Here is a 25455-nt window from a genome sequence, read left to right as displayed (position 1 = left end):
TGTTATGTCAGACTCATCGTTATCGCGCAAACAAACGTTATTTTATTTGGCTTTCCTCATTCTGATGTGGGGGATTAACTGGCCTTTGTCCAAATATGCGCTCGAATTCACGCCGCCGCTTCTGTTCGCGGGGCTTCGCACATGGATTGGCGGTGCGCTGCTTATTATCATTGCGCTGCCGCGCTGGAAGCAGCTTCGGCTTCGCGAGACGTGGCTGTATTATGTGCTATCCGCCTTTCTAAGCATCGTATTCTATTACGGCTTCCAGACAGTCGGACTACAATACATGCCAGCGGGATTATTCTCTGCGATCGTGTTCCTGCAGCCGGTACTGCTTGGATTGTTCGCATGGATGTGGCTGGGGGAGAAGATGTATGCTCGCAAAATGGTCGGCTTGCTGGTCGGTTTCGGCGGAGTCGCAGCGATGAGCATCGGCGGATTGGAGGGAGGCATCTCGGTTATCGGCATTGTGCTTGCCTTGGCATCCGCTCTTAGCTGGGCGCTCGGAACGGTGTACATCAAACGGCAGGCTGCCAAGGTTGACTCGCTGTGGATGACCGCCATGCAGGTCACGATCGGCGGCATCGTCATGACGTCATACGGTTCGACCGTCGAGAACTGGTCGGAGGTACGTTGGACTGCGGCCTTTGTTTATGACACGTTGTTCATCTCCGTATTCGTCATTGCGCTCGGCTGGCTTGTTTATTTCAAGCTGATCGGTTCAGGCGAGGCATCGAAGGTCGGTTCGTTCACGTTCCTCATTCCGGTCGTCTCCATTATCTGCAGCATTTTGTTCTTGAACGAGCATTTGACTATCAACTTAGTTGCGGGCATGGCGCTTATCGTTGCCAGTATCCTGCTCGTTAACTTGAGGCCGAGACAAGTATAACTGTTCAATGACAAACAACGGCAGCTTCGGACTGAACCATAAAGTCCGAGGCTGCCGCTGTTTGATTCAGCTAACGTTCCGCGTGTGGCTCTGTTAATTGAACTCCAACAAGCATTTGCATTTCTGCACCCTGTGTATTACTATTTTTATATCGACAAATTTGCAGGTCAATATAAGGAGGCCCACAGGTTATGTGCCCCCGTTCCAAAGAACAAAATGAGCTCATACGCTTGCGGCGTAAAGAACAGATTCTGGATGTCGCCGCACGCTCTTACTTTCGCACGGGCGGCAGCTTTGATATTCGCGACGTCGCCCGCGAGGCAGGGCTTGGTTACGGGACCGTATACCATTACTATCCCAACCGCCATTTATTGATAGAAGATGTGTTAGAGAGCGGCTTCGAGCGATGCGAGCAGGTGATTGCGCAATGGGCGAGTAGCGGCGGCCCCCCGGATGGCTCGCAGTTGGCGACGTACTGTAAAGCGTTGCTTCGACTATGGCAGTCGGACGCCCGCGCCTATCTCGTCTACAAGATGGCGGCGGAACATTATGCAGGCCTGCCTGACAAGGATCGCCATCATGCCAAAAACGAATTTAGGGAACGGTTATACGTTCCGCTTCAATCGATCACCCTATGCGAAGACGACAACCTCGACCATATGCTTGCCGTGCTTGTCGGTTGCTGTGGGCTGCACTACTATGCTGGCAATTCCGACTTGGACGTCGATCGAATCGCCCGACTCGCCATGCAAGCTATTACGAAGGAGTCCTGACACGAACATGGTCATTCTGAAGAGCAAATATGAAATTGAGGCTATCCGCAAGGCCTGCCAAGTGGTGGCTGAATGCCATCGCACGATCGCGCCGCTTATCAAGCCGGGCATTACTACTAACGAGATTGAGCGCATATTCGAGGAAATTATGTTGAAGCATGGGGCCAAGCCATATCAGAAAGGCTATAAGGGCTATCAATACGCGACCTGTGCCTCCACCAACGATGTGATTGCCCATGGCTTCCCTAGCAATAAGCCGCTTGTGGAAGGCGATATCGTAACGATCGATACGGTCGCAGAGCTTGATGGCTGGCTCGGCGATTCGGCATGGAGTTATGCGGTCGGGCAGATCTCGCCGACGGCCGAGAAGTTGATGCGCGTCACGAAGGAATGTCTTGACCTTGGCATCGAGCAGGCTCAGCCTGGCAATCGACTCGGCGACGTGACGAGCACGATTCAGCGGCATGCGGAATCGCACGGGTTCGGCGTCGTTCGCGACCTTCTTGCCCATGGCATCGGCCGCGACCTGCACGAGCAGCCGACATATATGCATGTCGGCAAGCCAGGCAAGGGCCTCCGCATCAAGGAGGGGATGGTGTTCACGATTGAGCCGATGATCACAGAGGGAACCCACCTTATGACAATCGATGCGGATGGATGGACCGCGCGGACGATGGACAACAAGCTTGCCTGCCAATACGAGCATACGATTGCCATTACGGCTGAAGGTCCGCAAATTTTGACCGCGCATTAACGTCTGCTTCAACGACAAGAGGGACCATCCGATGGAGGGTCCCTTGCATTATGCCTTCGCGTTCGTTTCTAGATAAGTTCAGGGCGGTTCAATGTAAATAAATCCGACATTCTCGCATAATACTCCCCGGAGAGACGACCTACCGGTTTCAGACCGGCCAAATCTATTTTCCCATCTTTGTACAATGCATCTTCGATGTGTATTTGAACGACACGACCAATAATGAGGTTCGATGATCCGGCTCCTTCCCCGATGGTCAGTATGTTCTCCAATACGCATTCCATTTGTATGGGGCTTTCTTTGACTCGATAAGGCATTACGCTCGAGCTGGAAATGGGCGTCAAACCAGTCTCTCGAAACTCGTCTATATCAGAAGCGAATTCGATGGATGTCCTACTCACTTGTGAAACAATATCCTCTGTTACGATATTAATAACGAATTGTCCTGTTTCTTCAATGTTGCGTGTCGTATCTTTCTTGGTTCCGTCTTCGGGACGAATGAGAGGGGCGAACGCTACGGTAAAAGGTTGAGGACATACGCCGCAAAAATTACTGAAAGGCGCAAGATTAGGAACCCCTCCTTTAGAGATGGTGGATACCAAAGCAATCGGTCTAGGCAAAATGGAGCCTGTGTATAATTTGTAGCTGTCTTTCCACGTAAGGTTCTCGGTCATAATTTCCATTGCAGTTTCATCCTTTCTTATTGTTGCTCGTGGCAACTCCGATATGGCTGCAGTATACGAGTTAGAGCTAACTCGAAGTCAAGGGAGGATGTGAAGATTGATTGCATGCCTTATTTTGGACGCTTGACTTCGATCTAGCTCTAAGGAGTACGATCCTATCAAACATACAAGACAAAGGAGGGCATCCCGTGCTAACCATTAGCCAAGTAACGGAACGAACAGGGCTAACCCCTTATACATTGCGTTATTATGAGAAAATTGGTGTTCTGAAGGGACCGAGTCGCAGAGCGGGAGGGGCACGCTCTTATACCGAAAGCGATGTTTCATATATTCAATGCTTAGTTACTCTCAAAAAATTAGGTTTATCACTCGAGGAAATCACAGAGTTTACCCGTGACGGTTGTGTGATGGACAGAATACAGCAGGGGGAAGACCCTGACCACTTTACTCCAACATTAAATAAGCGAACCGAAATCCTTTCGAAATATTTGTTGGACCTGGAAGCTAAGCGTCAGGAGCTGGATCATATGATTTCACTTGCACAAGAGAAGCTCAACGGTTATTTGGAGCTTTCCAAGGAAAGATGCGAAGAATTGAAGTAAGTTTATGGTTATGGCAGTAGTTTATCTGCTTCAACGACAAGAGGGACCATCCGCCGGATGGTCCCTTTCATTATGCCTTCTTGTTTATGCTGAGAGCCTCTAGATTATGGCTCAATACCCCATTGCAGCGCGCCGGACAGGTAACCCGTTACTTTGTTCCAATCCACATAGTTCGTGCTGCTTGGGTTGAAGGAGTAGTCGCCTGTCTGCGTATAGTTCGACCAGTCGGAGCGGTTGATGCGGATCTGCAGGTCGATCGATTGGCCGGCAGCCAGTGTGCCTGCCGCGCTCGTGAAGCCAAGCTCCAGATACGTATCCGCGCCTGTCTTCGCCGTTGGCATCGTGACGAATGTGCCTGTCACATTCGCGCTGCCGACTTGCGACCAGTCGCACCAGTATACTTGCGTTTGGTTGCCGTCAGCCGTGTAGTAGTAACGGATCTTGACGTTTGCTAGATTAAGTGCCGTCGTGCCTGTATTCACGAGCTTAATGCGAGGGCTAAGCGTGTTGGTCGTACCTGTCGTCTGGCTGTTGAATAGCTGGAGCTTGAAGCTGCCCGTCGTCACAGCCGTTGTATCAACAACCGTCACCGTCAAGGTAGCAGCTGCGCCGGCGTTGAAGTTGAACGTCAGCGTCGTTGTGCCGACCGCTTGTGCGGCAAGGTACGATTTGTTGATCGTTACCGACGAGCCAGACACTGTATAATCCGTACCGGATACGAGGGTAGCGGAGCCATTCTTAATGTTGGACAGCGTGTTGCCGTTCAGCGTCATCGTGACACCGATATTCGCTTGGTTCGCTGTGTTCTTATCGAATGATGCGGACGTTGGCGTAATCGTCGAGTTTGTGACCGTAGACGTCGTATCGACAACCGTAACCGCAAGCGTTGCAGCAGCGCCCGCGTTGAAGTTGAACGTCAGCGTCGTTGTGCCGACTGCTTGTGCGGCAAGGTACGATTTGTTGATCGTGACCGACGAGCCTGACACCGTGTAGTCCGTACCCAATACAAGCGCAGCGGAACCGTTCTTAATGTTGGACAGCGTATTGCCGTTCAACGTCATGGTAACAGCGATGTTTGCTTGGTTCGCTGTGTTCTTATCGAACGATGCGGACGTTGGCGTAATCGTCGAGTTTGTGACCGTCGACGTCGTATCGACAACCGTAACCGCAAGCGTTGCAGCAGCGCCCGCGCTGAAGTTGAACGTCAGCGTCGTCGTGCCAACTGTTTGTGCAGCAAGGTACGATTTGTTGATCGTGACTGATGAGCCGGACACCGTGTAATCCGTACCGGACACGAGGGTAGCGGAGCCATTCTTAATGCTGGACAACGTATTGCCGTTCAACGTCATGGTAACAGCGATGTTTGCTTGGTTCGCTGTTTTCTTATCGAACGATGCCGTTGTAGGCGTAATCGTCGAGTTCGTAACCGTCGACGTCGTATCCATAACTGAGACCGCAAGTGTAACGGCCGAGCCTGCGCTGAAGTTAAACGTCAGGTTCGTCGTGCCAACCGCTTGTGCAGCGAGATAGCTTTTCTTAATCGTAACCGTCGTGCCCGATACCGTGTAGTCCGTACCGGATATGAGGGAAGCGGAGCCGTTCTTGATACTCGACAGCGTGTTGCCGTTCAGCGTCAATGCAACGGAAATATCAGCTTGATTAGCCGTTTTCTTATCAAATGTTGCGGACGTCGGCGTAATCGACGAGTTGTTGATTGGCGTTGAGCCGTTCGGGTCGCCATAGATGATACCGCGGCCGTTCGTACCGATGTAAACGCGGCCATAGACGCGAGGATCGCCTGTAATAACGCTGTTCGTAACGCCATATTGGTGAGCGTCATCGTTGATGCGTACCCACGATGCGCCAGCATCGTCGGAGCGGAAGAAGCCGCGTACGCCATCGATCTTGGCAGACGTGTAGATGGCCGGGTACGTCTGGCCGGTTGCTGCTTTACCGAAACCTACAACGTCAGCTTCTTGCACGTTGGACAGCTTCGTGAACGTTGCGCCGCTGTCGGACGAATGCCACAGGCCGTATACGGTCGTGTCGCTGCCGCCTGCGATCCATACTTCGCCTTCCTTGCCGAACACCGTCTTCAGGTCGCCGGTCGTTGGCAGTCCTGTTGCTGCGGATTGCGTGAAGGATGCGCCGCCGTTCGTGGAGACGTATACTTTGCCGTTGCCGAAAGCGTAGAACTTGTTCTTATTCGCACGATCAGCCGTTACTTTCGAGCCTTGCGGGAGGTTCGAAATCGCTGTCCAGGAGTTGCCGCCAGCGGAATAGTAGACGCCTTGGTCGGATGTACTCCAGACGAGCGTGCTGCCATCGGCGGATACAGCGATGTCGCCGCCGCCTTTGGTACCGGAGGGACGGTTCGGGTTATACCAGTTGCCGCCGCCGTCATACGAGAAGGCGATCGAAGCTGTGTTGGCATCATCAACTGCACCAACGCGAGCCATGAAGCCTGGGTTAAGCTCGGCGAAGTCGATGCTATTGGTTACATTTGGTCCAACGAACATTTTGGCAGGGGAAGTCGTCAGACTATCGTGGCGGAAGCCGGAGACGTCGCCGATAGCGCTTAGCAGCGGTGCGCCGCTAGGCGGGCTGATCAGGTCAAGGACGGCCATTTCCTCGAGATTTTTGGCCATGACCGTAATATTGACCTTCTTGCTGGTGCCCCAATCAAGCAAGTTGTTCGTGCCATAAATCGTTGCGCCTGTGCCGTACATCATCCGGTTCGGATTGAGCGGATCGATCTCAAGGTCGCCAATCATCCAACCGAGCTTCAATGCAGGCTCCGGCGGCTGCGGGTTGGAGCCGAAGTCCAGCCATGGCGCTGCCGAAATATCTTGCGTATACAACAGGTTGCGGCTCGGATAGCCATTCCACGACCAGATGCTCGTCCATGTTGCGCCTGCGTCCGTGGAGCGGTAGATGTTCGCGTCCGGCCACCAAGCGTTGAGCGTCGAGACCATGATCGTGTTCGGATTCGTACGGTCGACAGCCAAGCCGCCGTAGCCGAAGTAGTCGTCTCCGCTCGTGCTTGGGATCGGGCTAATGTTCGTCCATACGCCAGTTGCGATATTGTAGCGGTAGACGTCGCCTTTTACCCCGTCATAAGGGCCGCTGCTATCGTTGTAAGTAATGAACAGGTTGCCGTTCGAGATCTCGCCATGGTGAGGCAGGAAGCCGGTTGGCTGGCCTGGCACGGCTGTCCACGTAGCGCCGCCGTCCGTCGAACGGAATACGCTGTTGCCTTTGTCCGCTACGCCAACATAGATCGTTTGCGTTGCATTGCCGGATGTGCTGGTCGACTTGTCGAACGTGATCCATGCGATGCCTTGAATATCGGCAGTGTACGGGTAAGCAGGATCCTGCACATAAGTGCCGACGTTCGTGAAGCTTGTTACTTTGTTCCACGTTACGCCATAATCCGTACTCTTCCACAGACCGTTGCCGCTGCGTGCGCCAAAATAAAGAATGCTGTTCTTGTTCGGGTCAATCGCGAGACGTTCGCCCATCGAACGGCCAGGCATGTTGCCGCCGACATAGAATGGAAGCTGTGTGCTTTGCCACGTGTTGCCTTTGTCCGTGGATCGCATGATGTAGCCGTGGTTCGGGTCCCAGCCATTCGTATACATGCCGGCTGCGATGTAGACGCGGTTCGGATCGACAGCATCCGTCGCGAGCGCATCGACGCCCAGCTTGCCCCAATCCGTCCAGCCAACGTTATCGAGCAGAGGAATCCAGCTGCTGTCTGACGCATTCCAGCGGTACAAGCCGCCGATATCCGTTCTTGCGTAGATCAGGTCTTTCTCGGTTTGGTTAAAAATAATGCCAGGCACGAATCCGCCTCCCGCGCCCGTAACGACGTTCTTCCACGTGTATGGCACGCTTGCCGCCGCATTCGCGACAGGTGCAACGATGGAGAGGGAGGTGCCAATGAGCATGGTTGCCAGCAGCAGGCTGCACCATCGGGTAAGCCTTGTACGAATCACAATAAAACCTCCGATCAAATAATAGTAGGGATGGATTTTGAATATTCTGAAAACGTTTTCGAAAAAATGGCTGCCGGAAACTTTCGAAAGCTGGACAACCCCGTGTGGCATGTTCTCGGCCGAGCAGCGCCGAATGAACCACCTCCTGTGCGATCTGCGTTATCGGTCACCTTAACATGTATGCGGTTTCATTTTAGCATATTAGGTAAAAATTTCTATAAGTCGATTGGGAGATTTTTGAACGCGCGTGAGTAAATGAACATTTTGTCATCGTTCGAGTAAATAGAAGGGGATTCGACTGCGGCTAGTTATTCGAGAAGGGGTACTTGGATATAGCGGAGATGCATCGGGGTCTGAAGATATATAACAAACAAGCCGGCAGCGGGCCGGCTTGTTTGACTTTGGCAGCATATCGATGTGTAGTCCGAATGTCCTGTAATGTTGCGAAGCGCAAACCACAGGACATCGGAATAGGAACAAATAGTCAGATGAATGAGGCGATTAGGTTACTTCTTCTCGAGCGCAACGTGGCTGCCCCAGATGGTAACGCCTTTATCAGACAAAGCAGAGAACGTCATAACTTGCGTTTCCATACTCTCGTCGTATTCACGAAGGAATACGCCTTTGTAGTCGACGCCATCAATCGATATTACAGCGTTATGGTCGCCATCCAGCTTCCATGTGCCTGTTGCTGCGCCGCTTACTTTGCCATCCTCAGACAGGGTAATAACGGACGAACGAACAATATCAGCCGTAATGTCGTGACCATGGTTCACGTACTTATAGTCGCCAACGATATCGGACGTTGCATATTTACCGATTGTCTCGCCACCGTAACGGTGGGGTGCAACGACTGGCCAGCCATCTGCATTCATGAACATCTGATGGACACGTACCTCATGCGCTTCGCCGCGGCTTGGGAAACGAGTATGGAAGATGAGATAATATTGGCCGGTCTTCTCATCATAATAAGCCGAGTTATGGCCTGGCGAAACATAACCGTAGTCGATCGCATATGGGTTGCCTGTAGGTTCGCCATCTACCGAATCGAATGTGAAGTTGCCCATCAACTTTACGCCGTACGGTGCGTATGAAGGATCATCGAACAGTGTGCCCGGCGTACCCATTGCATCAATCATATCTTGGCCTTCAGAATCAACGAATGGACCGTCCGGATTCTTCGAACGTGCTGCACGGATGTTATATCCGCCGTTGGCGTCAAGTCCGCCGTAAGACAGGAACAGATAATAGTAGTCCGTTTGCGGGCTGTACAGCATGTACGGGCCTTCGATGCGGCTGTGATTGCCGCCGAGCAGCTTCTTGCCGTAACCTTGGTCAGGGAGCGGCATACCGGTTTTCGGATCCATCTGCATGATGAAGATACCGCCGGAATAGGAGCCGTATACCATCCAGAGCTTGCCGTCTTTGTCGAAGAATACGTCAGGGTCTACAACGTTCGGATGAACGGTTGCATCATATACGGTGCCGTCTGGGCTAATCTCGCCCCATTGGCCGGATTTTAGAATAATGCCGAGATCTTTGTACGGGCCTTCTGGCTTGTCTGCAACGGCAACGCCAAGCGCGGAGCGAGGGGAGTCGCCTTTGCATGCGTTGTAGTACATATAGAATTTGCCGTCAGCGAGCTGGATGACATCTGGCGCCCACAGCGTATCGGACTCTGCCCAGTCGAGTGTTTCTTTCAGCTCTTCCGTAACGTTCGGAATGAGCACATTGCCATCGGCTACGCCGGAATCGATGAGCGTCCATTTCATCAGGTCGGTCGACTTCGCAGCAGCAAGGTGGGAGCCGAAAATATAGAACGTGTCGTCCACCTTGATGACCGAAGGATCATGTACGGATACGTTTTCAAAAACAGGTGCTTCTGCAGCCGGGACGTCGCTTGTCTGGCTTGTTGTTTCGTTCGTATTATCAGCTTGGTTCTCGGTTTGTGTATTCGTGTTGTTGGTGGTGTCCTTGTTGGTGCTGCTGTCACTGCAAGCGCTTAACATTGCAACCGTAAGAACAGCCGCAGCAGCAAGTTTAATCGATTTCTTCATATGGCGAGCAACCTCCCTTATGTGTCTAAAGCCTAGTGTACACTGTCGAGCACAAATTAACAATATTATAAACCTATTTATAAATATACAAATACCATATTGCGGTCGTGAGAAAATTAGAGGTGGGAAATTATCTCTAACGGGTGGGATGGCCGTTCAAACATGAAAACGCCTATGGCTGAGAAGCCATAGGCGTTAACCGACTTAATAGTTAAGGCTGCGTTTGCGTCGTGTCCGTCTCGGTCGACTGCTGTTTAACAGGCGCCTGACTGGAGCTTGCGCTTCCGCTGGAATTGAGCACCGATGAGAAGTCGATGAATGGTGTGGCGCCGCCGGTAACGCTTGGCAATCGGCCGTCCCATTTCTCCAGCGCTTTCTCCTGTACCTCGATCTGCTTCAGCTGTACGAGTTCTGGCGTTACTTCCTGTTTCTTCAGCTTGAGCGATTGAGCTTCGGCCTCAGCTTGCGCGACGAGCTGCTTTGCTTCGATCTGCACGCGTTTCAGGTCATTCTCCGCTTTCAACGCCTGCTGCTGTGCAACCTGCTTCGCTTCGATCGATTGGTTGAATGCATCGCTGAATTTGAAGTTTACGATGTTAATTTCTCTCACGAGGAGATCATACTTCGCCAGCCGCTTGGTCAGCAGATCGCTGATTTCGCCTGCCACAATGTCACGTTTCGCAATCAAATCTTCGGCGGGATAGCGGGCCGTCACTTCTTTCACGATCTCTTGCACAGCAGGGTTAATAATGACGTTGTCGTAGGTGGAGCCGACGTTATTCATCAGATTAAATGCTGCCGCTTTGTTAACCGAGTAGTTAACGGCAACATGCGTCGACACTGGCTGCAAATCCTTCGAGGAAGCAGTCGAGTCGGTCTCCGCCTTCGTAACTTGCGTGTTCACCTCAATGACGGACTGGAAGAAAGGAATTTTCAAATGAATGCCTGGCTCCAGCACGCTGTCGTTCAGCTTGCCGAACGTTTTGTACAAGCCGACATGACCATATTCGACGGTCGTATAGCTGTTGAAAGCAACTAGAATGACAAGCAGAGCACCGATGCTCCAGCCGATAATTCGGCCTGGATGCGAACCGCGTCGAGGTGCGTTCGGGTTGAAATCTGTTACTGTACTCATAGTTAAGCTTACCTCCTGTGTATGTAAAATGTTGGTTGTATTAGGAAATACGCCTACACCATCCGATGGTTGCAGAAGAAATGGTACTTTAACGAAATTTTAGTTTCTTCTCAATCCCGGGCCCGAAGTTCGGCATCGCTGCTTCGTGTAATCGTATGTGGCGAATCCAGAACTATGCGGGATATTTGAAGCCGCTAGCAGGCGAATAACCTGCAGCTGAGGGGCTGCTCGCCTGCAACCTTCTTCAAGCATGTTGAGTCTATCTATATAAAATGATAACGGAATGAGGAACGCACGGTGAGGAAGGATGTTTGGCTTGGATGGGCAGGGGGAGCTATTACGCTGGCACTGATCGTGGTTGTCGCGGTTACAATTGTACAACAGCGGCAGGAACAGCCAGCTATTGCGGATGGGCATGCGAATAATAAAGTCTATTATCCGGAGTTAGAGTCGAATAATGAACAGGTGGCGGCCCCTGATCAATCAACGATCCCTGAACAGCCAGAGGAAGAGATGACCTTCCCTCAGGAGTTGCAGCTAACCTTCCGACCACTGGAGGAAGCAGTAACCTCTATTCAGAAAGTGCCTAGTTCCAGTATTCCAGAGCGTGAGCGTACTCGAACCATTGATTTCGAAGATCAAACCTATTGGGTTTATACGAAGCCAGACCGTGATCCGACAGAACGCTTCATTGGATTATTAGCGGGTGATAGCATTTATGAGTTGGGTACCATCGGCGGTGATGTATACGAGAAGGATATTGTGATCGATCAGGCTGATCTGTTCGGCACAACCTATAGTCGACTAATGGGTATTTGTGGCGCAGATTGTGCAATCGATCGATACGTACGGTTGGAGAATGGGATTCCGGTGCAAAATCTGTACTTCAACTATCACACGTGGATCGGCGATTGGAATCACGATGGCATCAAAGAACTCGTTTATTCCGACACCAGCATACCGGTTAACGCCATTCTGGTTCGTCCGAAGGATGATCAGCTAGAGGCTGTCAATTTGGGCGAGCTGCTGCAAGCGAAGGGTGGTATTCTTTACAATAATGAAACGAATACGTTCAAAGCGTACATTCCTTTTAACGACAAGCCTGCTGAGTTTGTCTACGCGTCCGGGGATAAACTGGTTCAAAAATAAGATAAAGCTCGCCAATCAGCAGTCTTTGCCGTGAACCGACGGCGGGGGCTGCTTTTTGCGTTATTTTGTCTATTTCCGAGGAAATAATCGGATTGGCTCGATGAATTGACGGATACCGAAACGTTTGTAAAGCGAAATTGAATTTTGTGTTACGTATACTGACACAACGGACGTTGTTCAGCACCAAGATCGCGGCTGTACGATGCTAAATCGCTATTGATTATTCCCTCACAGTGGGGTACATTGAGATTAATGTTATATATTCTAACATACATATCAAATAAAATGACAAGTCATTGTGGAATGAAGCGGAATGTAAACTATCTTTACATAATATATAGAGATCAAATGGGATAGGGTCCGGAGAAGAAACCTGGAGGGGAAGCGATGACGAGGCAGAAGCTAGTTCTCATCGGAAACGGGATGGCAGGCGTCCGCTGCATCGAGGAGATATTGAAGCTGCGTCCCGATGCGTTCGACATTACGATTGTTGGCGCGGAGCCACATCCGAACTATAACCGAATCATGCTATCCAAGGTGCTGCAAGGCGATACGCCCATGTCGGCCATTACGATCAATGAGTACGCCTGGTACGAAGAGCGAGGCATTACCCTCTATACGGGCGAGACGGTTACCTATATAGATACGGCGAACCAGGTCGTACACACGGATCGCAGAAGAACGACCGCTTATGACAAGCTTATTATCGCGACGGGATCGCTTCCTTTCATGCTGCCGCTGCCTGGCATCGATAAGCCGGGCGTTACCGCTTTTCGTAACATGAAGGATTGTGAGTTGATGGTGGAGACCGCGGCTAATTACAAACGTGCTGCTGTCATCGGCGGAGGTCTGCTTGGTCTGGAGGCTGCGCGAGGACTGCTTAATCTCGGGATGGAGGACGTTCATGTCATCCATAACAGCCGCTACTTGATGAATCGGCAGTTGGACCCTCAAGCGGCAAATATGCTAAGGCAAGAGCTGGAGCAGCAAGGCATGAAGATTTGGCTGGAGAAAAATACAGATCGCATCATCGGCCGCAAAAGGGTCGAGGCGCTCCAGTTCACAGACGGCACAAGGCTTAACGTCGATCTTGTTGTAATCGCAGTTGGTATTAAGCCGAATGTACGGCTTGCCGCGGAGAGCGGCATTGAGGTAAACCGCGCGATTGTCGTCAACGACCGCATGGAGACAAGTGCTCCGAATGTCTATGCCGTGGGAGAGTGCGCGGAGCATCGGGGCATGGTATATGGACTAGTCGCTCCGTTATATGAACAAGGCAAGGTGCTGGCGCAAGCAATCTGCGAGCAAGATACCGAAGGTTATCATGGCTCAGTGCTCTATTCACAGCTGAAGGTGTCCGGCGTGGATGTATTCTCGGTCGGCGACATTGAAGATTCGCAATTGTCGACGATGCAGATGGCCTATGACGGCATTCGCCGTACTTATCGCAAAATCGGCATTCGTGACAACCGGATTGTCGGCGCGGTCTTGTTCGGAGACAGCGGAGACAGCAATAAACTGCTGGGTTATGTGAAGCAGGGAGCGGATATTTCCGTTCTGCAGCAGGAGGCGCCCACTTCCAGCGGTGGAACGGGAGGCGGCACGACCGAGTATGTGAGCGGGCTGTCGGATAGTGAAACGATCTGCTCCTGCAACGGCGTCAGCAAAGGGACGATAACGGCTGTTATCCGGGAGCAGGGGCTCGAAACGTTCGAGCAGGTGCGTGAATGCACCCGGGCGGCAAGCTCCTGCGGTGGCTGCAAGCCGCTAGTATCGGCGCTGCTTCAGTGCGTGCTCGAAAGCGGTGACGAGGACGCAGTGCAGGTGACGCCGTTATGTGGTTGCACAACGCTCAGTCGCGAGCAGTTGAAAGATGCGATTGCCGCAAGTCGCACTTCGAGTTTCCGTGAGGCGGTGACGGCGCTCGGATGGAAGACGGCGGATGGCTGCATGTTCTGCCGTCCGGCGATTCGGTATTATATCGGCGTGCTGGGACGATTAAGCGCGAATGGCCGGGATCAAGTCTCGACTGCCGCACTGACAGCGGCAGCCGACACGGAAGCGGCGGACACGTTGGCTGAAGGCGGCGCCTATGCTGCGCTTGCAAACGGCACTTATGCGGTTCAACCGCGATTGTATGGCGGCGTGGCAACGGCAGACCAGCTGCGGCGTATTGCGGATGCGATCGAGCGATATCAGGTGCCGCTTGCGAAGTTGAACGGGGACGGGCGGTTGGAGCTGCTTGGTCTGTCGGCGGCTGAAGCGGCGGGTGTATCGCAGACCATTGGCGGGCCGGTTGCCGCTCATATGTACGGCCGACCCGTCGCTTCAGTTGTGACTTGCGGCGGTATTGCCTACGAGCGAGGCGCTGTGCGCGACTCTATAGCTGTGGGGGCCGCGCTGGAACGACGGCTGGAGCAGTTGCAACTGCCGACGACGGTAAGCGCGGCGGTCTCGGCAAGCCCGCTGCATCGCGCTGGTTCGCTCGTGCGTGATATAGGCATCGTTGGCGTGCCAAGCGGCTGGGAGTTGTACATCGGCGGCTCTGCTGGCATTGAGGTGAAGGAAGCGAAGCTGCTGCTGACAGAGCCGGAAGAACGAGCTGTCGTGGATATAGCAACCGCCGTTCTCCAGCTCTATGCGGAGGAAGCGTTGTATGGTGAGCCGGTCTGGCAGTGGCTGGAGCGGATTGGCGTTGTTGCATTGCGAGAGCGGGCGCTTGATCCGCGCAGCCGCAGAGCACTGCTGTTGCGAGCCCAGAACGAAGCTGGACAGTCAATGGCTATACGAGGTGAATGCTCATGAAGAGGACGCTATATCCACGTGAACACATCGCTGCGGATGGCGGCGGAGCGGTAGTTACGGAGCTCGTCATGGAGACGCAATGCCCGTTCTGCAGCGTACAATGCAAGATGAGGCTTACCGAATCGGGTAGCGGCGCTGGAGGAGAAGCGCAGTACGCCGTTGAAGCGAAGCCGAATCGCGCTTCGGAAGGCCGCTTATGCGTAAAGGGGATGAACGCCTATCAGCATGCGGTCAGCGAGGATCGGATCCTATATCCGCTGGTGAAGCGGGAGGGTGGATTCGAACGCATCTCCTGGGAGGGTGCAATCGCGTTAATCGTTAACCGCTTTAAGCAGATTGAACAGGAGTCCGGCGCTGATGCGATCGGTGTATATGGCGGCGGGTCGTTGACGAATGAGACGGCATATCTGCTTGGGAAGTTCACGCGAGTCGCGCTTCGTTCGAAGCATATCGACTATAACGGAAGGTTCTGCATGTCCGCTGCGGCGTCGGCCGGCAGCAAGGCATTAGGTCTCGACCGCGGTCTGACGAATCCATTGTCGGATATTCCGCTGGCAAAGTGCATTGTGCTTGCCGGCACGAACATCGCGGAGTGCCAGCCGACGCTAATGCCGTATTTTACGAGAGCGAAGGAGAATGGAACGTTCATTATTGTGATCGACCCGCGAGAGACGGGGACGTCGAAGCTGGCTGACCTGCATCTGAAGGTACGGCCAGGGATGGACGCTTCGCTTGCCAATGGAATGCTGCGATCGCTGCTGGACGAAGGGCTCGTCGATGAAGCGTTCGTAAGGGCTCGTACGCGTGGATATGATGAACTGAAGGCGCATCTGCTGGAGCAGTCGGTCGAGGAGATCGCGGTGATGACCGGCGTGCCCGTGGACTCGATTCGCAGAGCGGCATCGGCATTCGGCAAGGCGGATACGGGCATGGTGTTTACCGCGCGTGGCGTAGAGCAGCAGACAGACGGTTATATGGCGGTACGCAACCTGATTAACCTAGTACTGTTGACTGGCAAAATCGGCAAGCCTGGCTGCGGTTACGGCGCGATTACCGGCCAAGGCAATGGGCAAGGCGGACGCGAGCACGGGCAGAAGGCTGATCAACTGCCGGGGTATCGTTCAATCGAGAATCCGGAGCATCGCGCTTATGTTGCAGACGTATGGGGCGTTGACCCGAATGATCTGCCCGGCAAAGGCGTATCAGCCTACGAGATGATGGAGAAGGTGTACGAGGGCGACATACGGGCTTTGCTCGTCATGGGTTCCAATCCGGTTGTGTCGAATCCGAACGCGAGCTTGGTTCAAGCGGCGATGGAGCGTCTTGATCTGCTCGTCGTAGCGGACATGTTCATGTCGGAGACCGCGCGCTCTGCCGATTTGATTTTGCCAGTGACGGCTTATTTGGAGAATGAAGGTACGCTGACGAATCTGGAGGGGCGCGTGCTGCTGCGGGAGGCGCATCGTCCTGCTCCGGGAGAAGCGAAGAATGACTGGCGCATTCTGTGCGAGCTGGCTCATGGGCTCGGGCGCGGCACTTATTTCCGATATGAGCATGCGGAGCAAATCTTCGAAGAGCTTCGGGTCGCCAGCCGAGGCGGCATTGCAGACTACTACGGCATTACGTATGACCGACTTCGGCGCGAGGAGGGTGTTTACTGGCCATGTCCGGATCCGACAGAGGAAGGAATCGGTCGCATGTTCGAAGCCTCTTTCGCCCATGCGGATGGACGCGCGGAGCTGATTGCGGTCGATAACCATTGGCCTGCGGAACTGGCGGACGAAGAGTATCCGATCTATCTGACAACAGGGCGTGTGCTAAGTCATTATTTAACGGGTGTTCAAACCCGGCGGAGCCATACGCTTGCGTCGCGGGATTTTGAATCGTTCGTGGAGCTGCATCCGAAGACGGCGAAGCAGCATGGCTTAACGGACGGGAAGTTGGCTGTAGTCGCATCGCGGCGTGGTGAGATCGTCGTTCGCTGCCGGATCACGCGTACCATTCGAGACGATACCATATTCGTGCCGATGCATTGGGGCGACAGTCAGAACGTGAATGTATTGACGAACCAGGCGCTTGATCCGACGTGCCGGATGCCTGGATTCAAAGTATGTGCGGTACGCATCAGGCCTTTTATATCGAATCATCCCTATGAAATATAATAAGAACAGCGGTTCAGGAGCATTCCTGGATCGCTGTTTTTATTTGTTAGGCCGTCCATAACGAAAGGGAATTGTTAACGAAACGAAAATCTTTCCTGTACTTCCTAATTTCCCACTGAAATATAGAATGTTAACAGCCGATGTTAATAGTGAGTAGGACTTAAAGATTATTCAACCGAATTACCTTTATGCATCGAAAGGAGTGCAAAAAGCGCTCATTTACCACAATAATCGGACAATATACCTTACAAACGTCGAGTTAGAAGGAGCACAGCATGACTAATCGGATTAGCGGATTTCTATTTCGAAAAATTGTTTTCGTCTATTTATTGATGGGACTATTAGCCTACATATCTTACTCCATTCCGATATCTCCGCTCTTCGGCATTAGCGGATCGTTTACAGCAGGCTTCTTGTTTCTCGCAGTCGCTTGGTTCGGCTGGCGGGCAGGCTTGCTGCTTCTTGTGCTTGTTTATGGGGCGCTGATCGGTACGCAGAATGTCGACTTTTTGCTATGGAGTCATCTGGTGGAAGCAGCCCTTATTATTGCATTAAACATACGCTGGCCGAAGCTTGGATATATTGGGGCGGGCGCGATCTACTGGGCCTTGATTGGCGTTCCCATGTATGTGCTGCTTAGCGGCAATTCAGGTGCGATCAATCAAGAGATGTTATTCTACACGTACATCGTAACTGCATGCGGGTTATGTAACGTGCTGCTCTCCGAGCTTTTCGTATATTATACGCCAGCTCGTTTCTACAGAATGAGCGGGGTTGCGGTCAATCCACCGCTTCGTATTTCTCGTGCGCTTATCCATTTGATGACGGCAGCGATGATCGGTTCATCGATTCTGTTCCTCATAAGTGGAAGCAACAGCTACAAGCACACCATCATTAAAGAAATTAATAATTCGGCAGATCAAGCCTCGCTTGCGCTTGAAGATGGCATGAAGACGATGTCGCCCGAGGAGCAAAGAGGCATTCGCTTGAATGGTTATATGGAGATGGCAACGGTGAGACGGATGATTAACAACGTCTTAGCTTCTGATCCTTATGAGGCTGTATTAATAGGGCAGGATGGACGGAAGCTGATCCACACCATTGGCGGTACAAACTATGATTACGATTGGCTGAAGCTGGACGACTGGCAGAACTATTTCTCCGAGCGGAGAATGTGGAGTCCTGACGCGGCAGAGCTGATAACGACAGGATCCAGTTGGAAGAAGATGTCCTTCATCTACCCTGTCCAAATGGGGAAGTTCGAGCTGTATGTTCGGGTTCCGCTAGACACGTATCGTGAGCAGGTGTATTCGGTCTACAATGCTCAGATGATGAGTTGTCTATATGTAGCGGCGATTATCGGGCTGTTCGCGCTCATTATTCATCGCTTCTTCATAACGGGCGTCCGTAAGCTTGCGGTCGTATCGCATGGCATTCCGGATAAGGTCAAAGCAGGCGTTGCACCGAGTTGGCCGCAGTCGCGGCTGGAGGAGATAAACTCGCTGGTTGGCAACTTCAGGACTGTGACAGAGAAGCTCGGCCTTATGTTCATGGAGTCCCGTGAACAGGCGTATCTCGATATGCTGACAGGGCTGCCTAACCGACGGAATTTCAATGAGCATTTGACGAAAGTGATGGACGAACTAGGTCCGGAAGACGAAATCCACGTCGTGTTCATCGACTTGGACCGGTTCAAGCATATTAACGATACGCTTGGTCACGCAGTAGGCGATTTGCTGCTTCAACAAGTGTCGTTCCAGCTTCTGCGGACTGTAAATGATCGCGCTTTCATCGCCCGCCTAGGCGGGGATGAGTTCGTACTTGTTTCTACTAAGCAGCGCAGCGAAGTGCGCACGATTGCCGAGGATTTAATCAGTAAGTTAAAGCGTCCATTCCTCATTAATGGGGAAGAGCTGTTCGTAACAGCTAGCATGGGGATCAGTTCTTCGGCAATCAGCGGTGATGATAGAGAGACGATTGTGAAAAATGCTGACTTTGCCATGTACGAAGCGAAGGCGGCGGGCGGCAATGGTTATCGATTCTACGAGAAGCCAGATAATGATCTCACGCAGCAGATGCGGCTGGAGTTCGAGCTGCATAAGGCGCTTGATCGCAATCAGATTCAACTGCATTACATGCCGATCTATAACAAGGAACTGGGGAGATTAGTGTCGATCGAGGCGTTGCTGCGGTGGCTGCATCCGGAATTCGGGTTTGTCTCACCTGCGCAGTTTATTCCGATCGCCGAGAGTTGTGGACTGTTGAAGCCGATTGGGGAATGGGTTGCGCAAGAAGCTTGCCGCCAGATGAAAGAATGGCTGGATCAAGGGCTAACGCCAGCACCGGTGGCGATCAACTTGTCGCCGACGCAGATCCAGATGCATGGCATTGTCGGATATCTAGAGCAGTTGCTTGAGGAAACCGGCATGCCGCCGGATCTGTTCGAGGTAGAGATTACGGAGGAAGTGTTCGCCAAGTATCCAGAACGCGTTATTGCAGAGCTTCATCGCTTGAAGCGACGGGGCGTGAAGGTATGGATCGATGATTTTGGCACCGGATATTCCTCGTTGGGTATGCTTAATCGAATGCCGATAGACGGCTTCAAAATCGACCGAACTTTCGTGAAGGACCTTCACGAAGATTCGGATAAGCGTTCCATTATCGAGACAATGATGCTGCTGTCGCGGTCGCGCAACTGGCTGGTTGTCGCAGAAGGCGTGGAGACCATCGAAGAGTCGGATGCGCTAGGTGAAGCAGGCTGCTGGCTGCATCAGGGCTATTATTATGGGCGGGCGGTTCCTGCCGCTCAGATTATGAGCTGGTTCGCATGGGATCACGAGAGTAAGGGGAGGGAAGTGTGATGAATCGGATATTACGGCGAGCGGGCCTCCGTGTATGGCCGACTGTTGCTGCCTTCGCGCTTCTTCTCGCTGGCTGCAGCAATGCGTCGACTGTGGTTGAGGAACCTACTGTTATCAGTGACAATATCGAGACGAAGCAGGACAGCAAGCCGGTTCTGCGTATCTTGTCAGGCAATGCAATCGATCAAGGCAATGTCGATAGATTTGAGCAGAATTATGGAGTTGACATTGAATGGACTTCAGCGAACAACAGCACTGTGCAAGATATTTTAGCGGCGCTTGATAGCCCGAGTCCTCCAGATCTCATTGAGTTCGATTATTCACATATTCGTGAACTGATTGACTATGATATCTTCGAGCCTTTGGATCTGGCGCCATACGATGGAAAGTCCGTAATCAACAGCTATTTTCCAGGCCTGGAGTTGTCCTATTTCCGATCATTGGATCGTCAACACATCGTTTTTATGCCGGAGATATTGCACGCAGGGATCACGTACTATCGGGCCGACGTCATGAAAGAGTATGGCTATCCGGATGATCCGGAAGAGTTGGGGGAATATATGGAAAGTCCCGAGCGCTGGCTGTCGATGGCGAAGAGGTTGGCATTAAAGGGTAAACGGATCATGCAGAAGCCGACCGATTTGCTGCAGGTGTTGGACTTGTCGAACGGGTTCTTCAACAACGATGGTTCGTTTACGCGCAATACGACGGAGTTTGTCTCTGCGATTGCAATTGCGAAGGAATCGAATAAGCTCAATCTGCCGCTTGGGGCAACGATCTGGGAGGCATCCGGGCAGGAGGCCATTCGCAATGGCGAGCTCGTGATGTTTACGAATGGAGAATGGGGCGATACACACTTGCAGGGCTGGGCGCCGGATACCTACAATCTATGGAGGACGACTCGGCTTCCGCTCAATCAATATGCGATTATTACCGGCTGGGTGACCGCGATTCCGAAGCAGAGCAATAACAAGGATCTTGCGTGGAAGTTCTCGACATTCCAGCTCCATCAGAGAGAGGGTTATCTGAAATCGCTGAAAATCTCGAAGTGGTATGACAAATTGAATGAGGTTCGTCGTACGCCGCTCGATGCTGCGGCTAGTGCCATTTGGGATCGGGAGATCGGCTGGCGCATTTCAACTGAAGTATCGTCGGATCAGATTGTATCAACGATTGAGTCCAATATGATGTCACAGCTTGCGGATCGATTAGATCTGTTATCACCGCTTAATGCTCGTCGATAAGGGATGGAAATGTGGGGCTTGCTGCTATACAAGTTCGTTCATCTCCTACTTGCACCGATAGAGGGGCTCTCACATTCCTCCATTTACATTCCTATGCAATCCGTCTACACTAGTAGCTATTGTATGAATAGACTATAGACTAGATTGGATAGGAGCATCGAGATGACTAACACGACAACAGCAACGTTGGAACGTTCCGAGCTTGTGGAGAAGCTTGGACTTCAGCCGCACGTTGAGGGCGGTTGGTACAAAGAGATTTGGAAAGCATCCTTCACGATTCCGCACGAAACGTTAGGCGGCGATTATTCCGGACCGCGTTTCTCAGCATCGTCGATTTACTTCGTCCTGCATCCGGACGAGCAATCGGCTTGGCATACTGTTCTATCGGATGAACTATGGCTGTGGCACTCGGGCAGCCCACTGCTGCTGACGCTTGGCGGCGACGGAGACACGCCAGGCGAAGAGACGGAAATTATCGTCGGCGGCGATGTAGCAGCAGGTCAGCACCCGCAGGCGCTTGTCCCTTCGCGCGTATGGCAGAAAGCCCGCCCGCTCGGCAACGAGCCTGTACTCGTCTCGTGCGTAGTCGCACCAGGCTTCCACTACGACGACTTCAAACTCGTCGACAAGAAGTAAGTCCCTATGTATCAAAAACAACGCCTTCGCAGCATAACGAAGGCGTCGCTTATCAGGCAGTCGCCTTAATTGGCTGGCTGCCTTTTTGTTATTCCCCGAGATCTGATCGTTCATTCATCCGATTGCTATAACACCCAAGTCTGAATGCCTTTCTGACGCGTCATTCGCCATCACGCCTATTGGCTTCCGCCCGCGTTGTGTCTCCGCTCCACCTGACTATCGCCTCGCTATCGCCGTGAATGTCGCTCGCGGTCTGCAAGCGCACAGCAGCCGATTCACTGGCCATCTCTCCTTATCGTGGCTGCCGTGCCACCCATCATTGACATGCCCGTAACTGTAACGGTTGCCAAAAGTGCTATTGCGCCAAAAACACGCCTTTTCAAACTCTAACGGTTGCACGAGTACTTATTGATGCGAAAACTGCCCTCTATAGGCGCAAAATCACCACATAAGCCTGTCGGCAACCGTTAGCGCAGAAAACAGCTCTTCCAAAGCCGAATAAGCACCACCACAACTGTTAGCATATCTCGGACTCGTAGTTGGAGTAATGAGTAATATTGGTTACTCGCACACTCTAAAGTACAGTTTGCCATTGCACTAGGTAGGCTAAATAAACCAGTCTGACGCGCACGAACGAACCAACTAAATAAACTAAGCGACGCGGGATCCAGATACCGATCCCGCGAGCCAAGTTACACCAAAAAGCCTGCAGCGGACGACCGCTGCAGGCTTCATCATTAAGGCTAAGTGAACGCAGGGAACGAATGATTTCTGGAGAAGCGCAGCTTATGCTTACGATGTAGCTTTCCTCCGGAAAGCTTTTAGATCGCCTTTGTCACTCGGATTGTTACCACTTCTGAATTTATACAATCAGAACAATCCGAGGACAACAGCGATCGTAAGAAACATTCGCTCACGGAGTGAACCAGGCCTTTTGTAACAGTAGTTTAAGCTCAGGCTTTCACCCTTAAGCATCAAGACCACGCTGCCGTGCTCTCGCTCCGACAGTGCGCGGCAGAACCACCACCACAAGCAGGTACATTACTTCAACCAGCGTCACAGCACCGATAACGTCCCACAGCACGTGCTGCTTCACGAACAGCGTCGATGCAATGATCGTCGTCGACATGCCGTAGATCAGAATCCGGTTTACTTTGTTCCGAGCCGGACTAACGCTCAGCAGGCGGATCATCAGATAGCTGGAGAAGCAGTGAATGCTCGGGAAGCAGTTGAACGGTTGATCCCGCTTATAGATATATCGCATGAGTTGCGAGAAAACATCGTCTCCGACCACAACTGGACGCGGCACGGTCGTTTGAAACACCGAATAAATCATATAGCAGGACAGCGCGCACAGCGTATAGAGAACGATACCGCGATAATACGATGTCCGATCTTTGAAGAAGAAATAAATAAGGCAGATGTAAATATAAACGATCCAGACCGAGTACGGCAGGGCGAATCCTTTAAGGAAAGGCGTCGACTGATCGAACGGCGTGACCAAGTTGTACACCTGATCGGTCGGCTGGTTGAAAGCCTTATACAAGTAACCGAGAACAGGGAATACAAGCATCAGCAGCAACGGAGCCAGGAACGTCAGACGATCGCGGTCGAACCACTTTCGAATTGCGTGCATATAAGAAATCTCCTTTATTTCTGTGATGTCGTACGCGTTGCGCCTGGTTCTGTATGTCCATCCACAGGCGGGAGGGACTTGATATAGCTGTTAGACATCTTCAGCAGGCGAAGCGCACGATTGAACTCATCGGCAGTCGGATATTCAGGTGCATCCGGGTCAGCCGGCAGCGGATAAACGACACCGTCTTTGTACTGTTCGCCAGGAACGAAAATACTCTTATCGCCAATAAGCGAGCCAGAAGGCAGGTAATAACGTTCAGGCAGCAGGTTACTCGTATGATTCAACAAGTCTTGGCCAAAATAAATATCATCCTTGAGCGACAATCCCGCCAAGTTGGCAATCGTCGGCATAATGTCGATCTGACCAGCTGTCTGCGTACGAACCTCAGACTCGAGCAGGCCAGGCGCAACGACGAGCAGTGGAATATTCAGCATGTTTGAATAGCTATATGGCTTGCCGAGCACCGAATCAAGCAGCTCGCGGTCGGTATCATCAAGCGAGTAAACCGGCAATCCCATGTGGTCGCCATAGATGACGAGTACGCTGTTGTCCCAAATGCCGGACTCTTTCATCTTGTTAATCAGAACGCCCAGCGCTTCATCCGCATAATGCTCGGATTGAATGTAGTTGCCAGCGAAAGAGCCTTCGTACTTCTCAGGCAGCTTCAGCTTCGGCATCGATTCCGGCAGGAAGTTGAACGGATGATGCGAAGACATCGAGATAATGTTCGCATACACAGACTTGCCGGACTTATTAATGTCAGCAATTTCGCCAATCGCCTTGTCATACAGAATCTTATCGGACGAGCCGAACGCAATCGTATCGTCCTCGCCGTACCACGACTTATCGTAGTAATAGTCGAAGCCAAGCGCCGGATACATTTCATCCCGATGCCAGAACTTCACATCGTTCGTATGGAACGTTGCAGTCAAATAACCCGCATCCTTGAACCGTTTCGGCAGGGAAGGAAGCGAATAATTGATATATTCATCCGTCGCAGCGCCGACAGGCGGCACGTAGAACGAAGTGTTCGTAATAAACTCGGCGTCGGATGTATTGCCTTGTCCAGCCATCTGGAACATATGATTGAAGTATACGCCTTCCGCCTTCAATTGGTTCAACACGGGCGTTACCTCTTGGCCTTCCACATTCAAACCAATCAAGAAGTTCTGGAATGCTTCAAGCTGAATGACGATAACGTTACGGCCTTTCGCCTCCGCCCAGTGGGCAGGGGTGGCTGTCGTTGGTGTCCAGCCTTTCAGCTCATCAATAGCCGAACGAGTAACTTCTGCAACCGGAAGGGTGCGTTCCGCGTCGCTCGTTCGAACAATTTTGTACAACTCATAATTGATAATGCCCATCTCTTCCGTCTGACGCACTTCATTCAGCACGCTGTCGTGTTTCCAGATCGTAAGGACGGAACAGGCGATAGCGATAACCAACAGTACAGCCGGTGCGATGATTGGCACTCGTACAGCAGACAGCTTGGCCCAACCGCGGAAGCGGCGATAGAAGGTCAGCGCAAGTCCGATGAGTACGATGTCGATAAAGATAAGCAGGAACGATGCATGCATGAGCTGGAATACGCTGCCCTTCACTTCGCCTACCTGCCCGACTTGTGCAAGCGCATGATACGTAACGATGATGCCAAAATATTTGTAGTACATAATGACGGCAAAATAAACTGCTGTCAGCAATAAGTTCACGAATAAATAAATGCCAAGCTTGCGTTTGGACGCCAGCAGTTCAATGACAGCGAAGATGGCCCAAATGATCGGCAGCTCGGTGAGCAGTGGCTTCCAGCTGAATCCGATGTCATAGATGACATTCCAGGACATATAGAACTTCAAGGTCATAATTACGGTAAAAACTACGAACGGACTCCACAGCCACGTCTTCCAAGTGCGATTCACTTTCTGACACTCTCCGATCTTACGTCAACGTTAACAATCAAGTAACAACCAAGTACTAAGTTTAGCGATTTGGACGGTCATTTACAACTCGAATTATTTGTCGCGGCTGACAGTGCAACGCTGATCGAAGAATGTAATAGCTAAACCACCTGTAA

15 protein-coding genes and 2 pseudogenes are annotated in these 25455 nt (G+C 52.0%); 10 read left to right on the top strand and 7 right to left on the bottom strand.

All coding sequences use genetic code 11. The features are described 5' to 3' along the window. The first annotated feature begins 4 nt into the window (after positions 1-4). The 3 genes from H8B09_RS21155 to map all read left to right on the top strand — a co-directional run bounded on the left by H8B09_RS21155 (position 5) and on the right by map (position 2416). Entirely contained in the window at positions 5-889 is an 885-nt protein-coding gene (locus tag H8B09_RS21155; protein ID WP_191205538.1) for a DMT family transporter, read from the top strand. A gap of 191 nt (positions 890-1080) precedes the next feature. Continuing rightward, positions 1081-1662, top strand: coding sequence for a TetR/AcrR family transcriptional regulator (locus H8B09_RS21150; RefSeq protein WP_191205537.1), 582 nt, complete (start codon positions 1081-1083; stop codon positions 1660-1662). Positions 1663-1669: 7 nt separating this feature from the next. Beyond that, positions 1670-2416: a type I methionyl aminopeptidase gene (gene map, locus H8B09_RS21145; RefSeq protein ID WP_191205536.1), complete on the top strand. Its 747-nt coding sequence runs from the start codon at positions 1670-1672 to the stop codon at positions 2414-2416. 68 nt (positions 2417-2484) lie between these two features. Here map and H8B09_RS21140 read toward each other — a convergent pair whose 3' ends face one another. After that, on the bottom strand, positions 2485-3099 hold the full coding sequence (locus tag H8B09_RS21140; protein ID WP_191205535.1) for a flavin reductase family protein: 615 nt from the start codon (positions 3097-3099) through the stop codon (positions 2485-2487). A 188-nt stretch (positions 3100-3287) separates the two neighbouring features. Between H8B09_RS21140 and H8B09_RS21135 the strand changes: the two genes are divergently transcribed. Next, positions 3288-3701 carry a MerR family transcriptional regulator gene (locus H8B09_RS21135; RefSeq protein ID WP_191205534.1) on the top strand — a complete coding sequence of 138 codons (414 nt, stop codon included), beginning with the start codon at positions 3288-3290 and terminating at the stop codon, positions 3699-3701. 104 nt (positions 3702-3805) lie between these two features. On the opposite strand, the pseudogene H8B09_RS31450 reads toward H8B09_RS21135, so the two are convergent. The 4 genes and pseudogenes from H8B09_RS31450 to H8B09_RS21120 all read right to left on the bottom strand — a co-directional run. Then, positions 3806-4813, bottom strand: a pseudogene (locus H8B09_RS31450) (X2-like carbohydrate binding domain-containing protein); the annotation flags it as partial. Positions 4814-4825: 12 nt separating this feature from the next. Next, positions 4826-7651: pseudogene (locus H8B09_RS21130) on the bottom strand (X2-like carbohydrate binding domain-containing protein); the annotation flags it as partial. A gap of 554 nt (positions 7652-8205) precedes the next feature. Beyond that, positions 8206-9756, bottom strand: a complete 1551-nt coding sequence (abnB, locus tag H8B09_RS21125) for an arabinan endo-1,5-alpha-L-arabinosidase AbnB (protein WP_191205532.1) — start codon at positions 9754-9756, stop codon at positions 8206-8208. Positions 9757-9967: 211 nt separating this feature from the next. Then, entirely contained in the window at positions 9968-10891 is a 924-nt protein-coding gene (locus tag H8B09_RS21120) for a prohibitin family protein (RefSeq protein ID WP_191205531.1), read from the bottom strand. A 297-nt stretch (positions 10892-11188) separates the two neighbouring features. On the opposite strand from H8B09_RS21120, the gene H8B09_RS21115 reads away from it, so the two are divergent. From H8B09_RS21115 to H8B09_RS21090, 6 genes are all read left to right on the top strand, one after another. Continuing rightward, positions 11189-12040 carry a hypothetical protein gene (locus tag H8B09_RS21115; RefSeq protein WP_191205530.1) on the top strand — a complete coding sequence of 284 codons (852 nt, stop codon included), beginning with the start codon at positions 11189-11191 and terminating at the stop codon, positions 12038-12040. A 387-nt stretch (positions 12041-12427) separates the two neighbouring features. Further along, complete coding sequence (gene nirB, locus H8B09_RS21110) at positions 12428-14845, top strand: nitrite reductase large subunit NirB (protein ID WP_191205529.1); 2418 nt, start codon at positions 12428-12430, stop codon at positions 14843-14845. A 68-nt stretch (positions 14846-14913) separates the two neighbouring features. Then, entirely contained in the window at positions 14914-17007 is a 2094-nt protein-coding gene (gene nasC, locus H8B09_RS21105; protein WP_191205691.1) for an assimilatory nitrate reductase catalytic subunit NasC, read from the top strand. A 275-nt stretch (positions 17008-17282) separates the two neighbouring features. After that, complete coding sequence (locus H8B09_RS21100) at positions 17283-19868, top strand: putative bifunctional diguanylate cyclase/phosphodiesterase (RefSeq protein ID WP_191205528.1); 2586 nt, start codon at positions 17283-17285, stop codon at positions 19866-19868. Further along, positions 19868-21112, top strand: a complete 1245-nt coding sequence (locus H8B09_RS21095; RefSeq protein ID WP_191205527.1) for an ABC transporter substrate-binding protein — start codon at positions 19868-19870, stop codon at positions 21110-21112. Before H8B09_RS21100 ends, H8B09_RS21095 begins: the two co-directional genes overlap by 1 nt. A 162-nt stretch (positions 21113-21274) precedes the next feature. After that, positions 21275-21748 (top strand): cupin domain-containing protein, encoded by a 474-nt coding sequence (locus tag H8B09_RS21090; protein ID WP_191205526.1) that lies wholly within the window; start codon positions 21275-21277, stop codon positions 21746-21748. A gap of 967 nt (positions 21749-22715) precedes the next feature. On the opposite strand, the gene H8B09_RS21085 is transcribed toward H8B09_RS21090, so the two are convergent. After that, positions 22716-23384 (bottom strand): phosphatase PAP2 family protein, encoded by a 669-nt coding sequence (locus H8B09_RS21085; protein WP_191205525.1) that lies wholly within the window; start codon positions 23382-23384, stop codon positions 22716-22718. 14 nt (positions 23385-23398) lie between these two features. Beyond that, positions 23399-25300, bottom strand: a complete 1902-nt coding sequence (locus H8B09_RS21080; protein WP_318152678.1) for an LTA synthase family protein — start codon at positions 25298-25300, stop codon at positions 23399-23401. Positions 25301-25455: the final 155 nt, after the last annotated feature.

This window comes from Paenibacillus terricola (genome assembly GCF_014779765.1).
Lineage (GTDB): Bacteria > Bacillota > Bacilli > Paenibacillales > Paenibacillaceae > Paenibacillus_T > Paenibacillus_T terricola.
The sequence above is the reverse complement of the archived record's forward strand: the minus strand, read 5'-3'. Positions and strand labels throughout refer to the sequence as shown.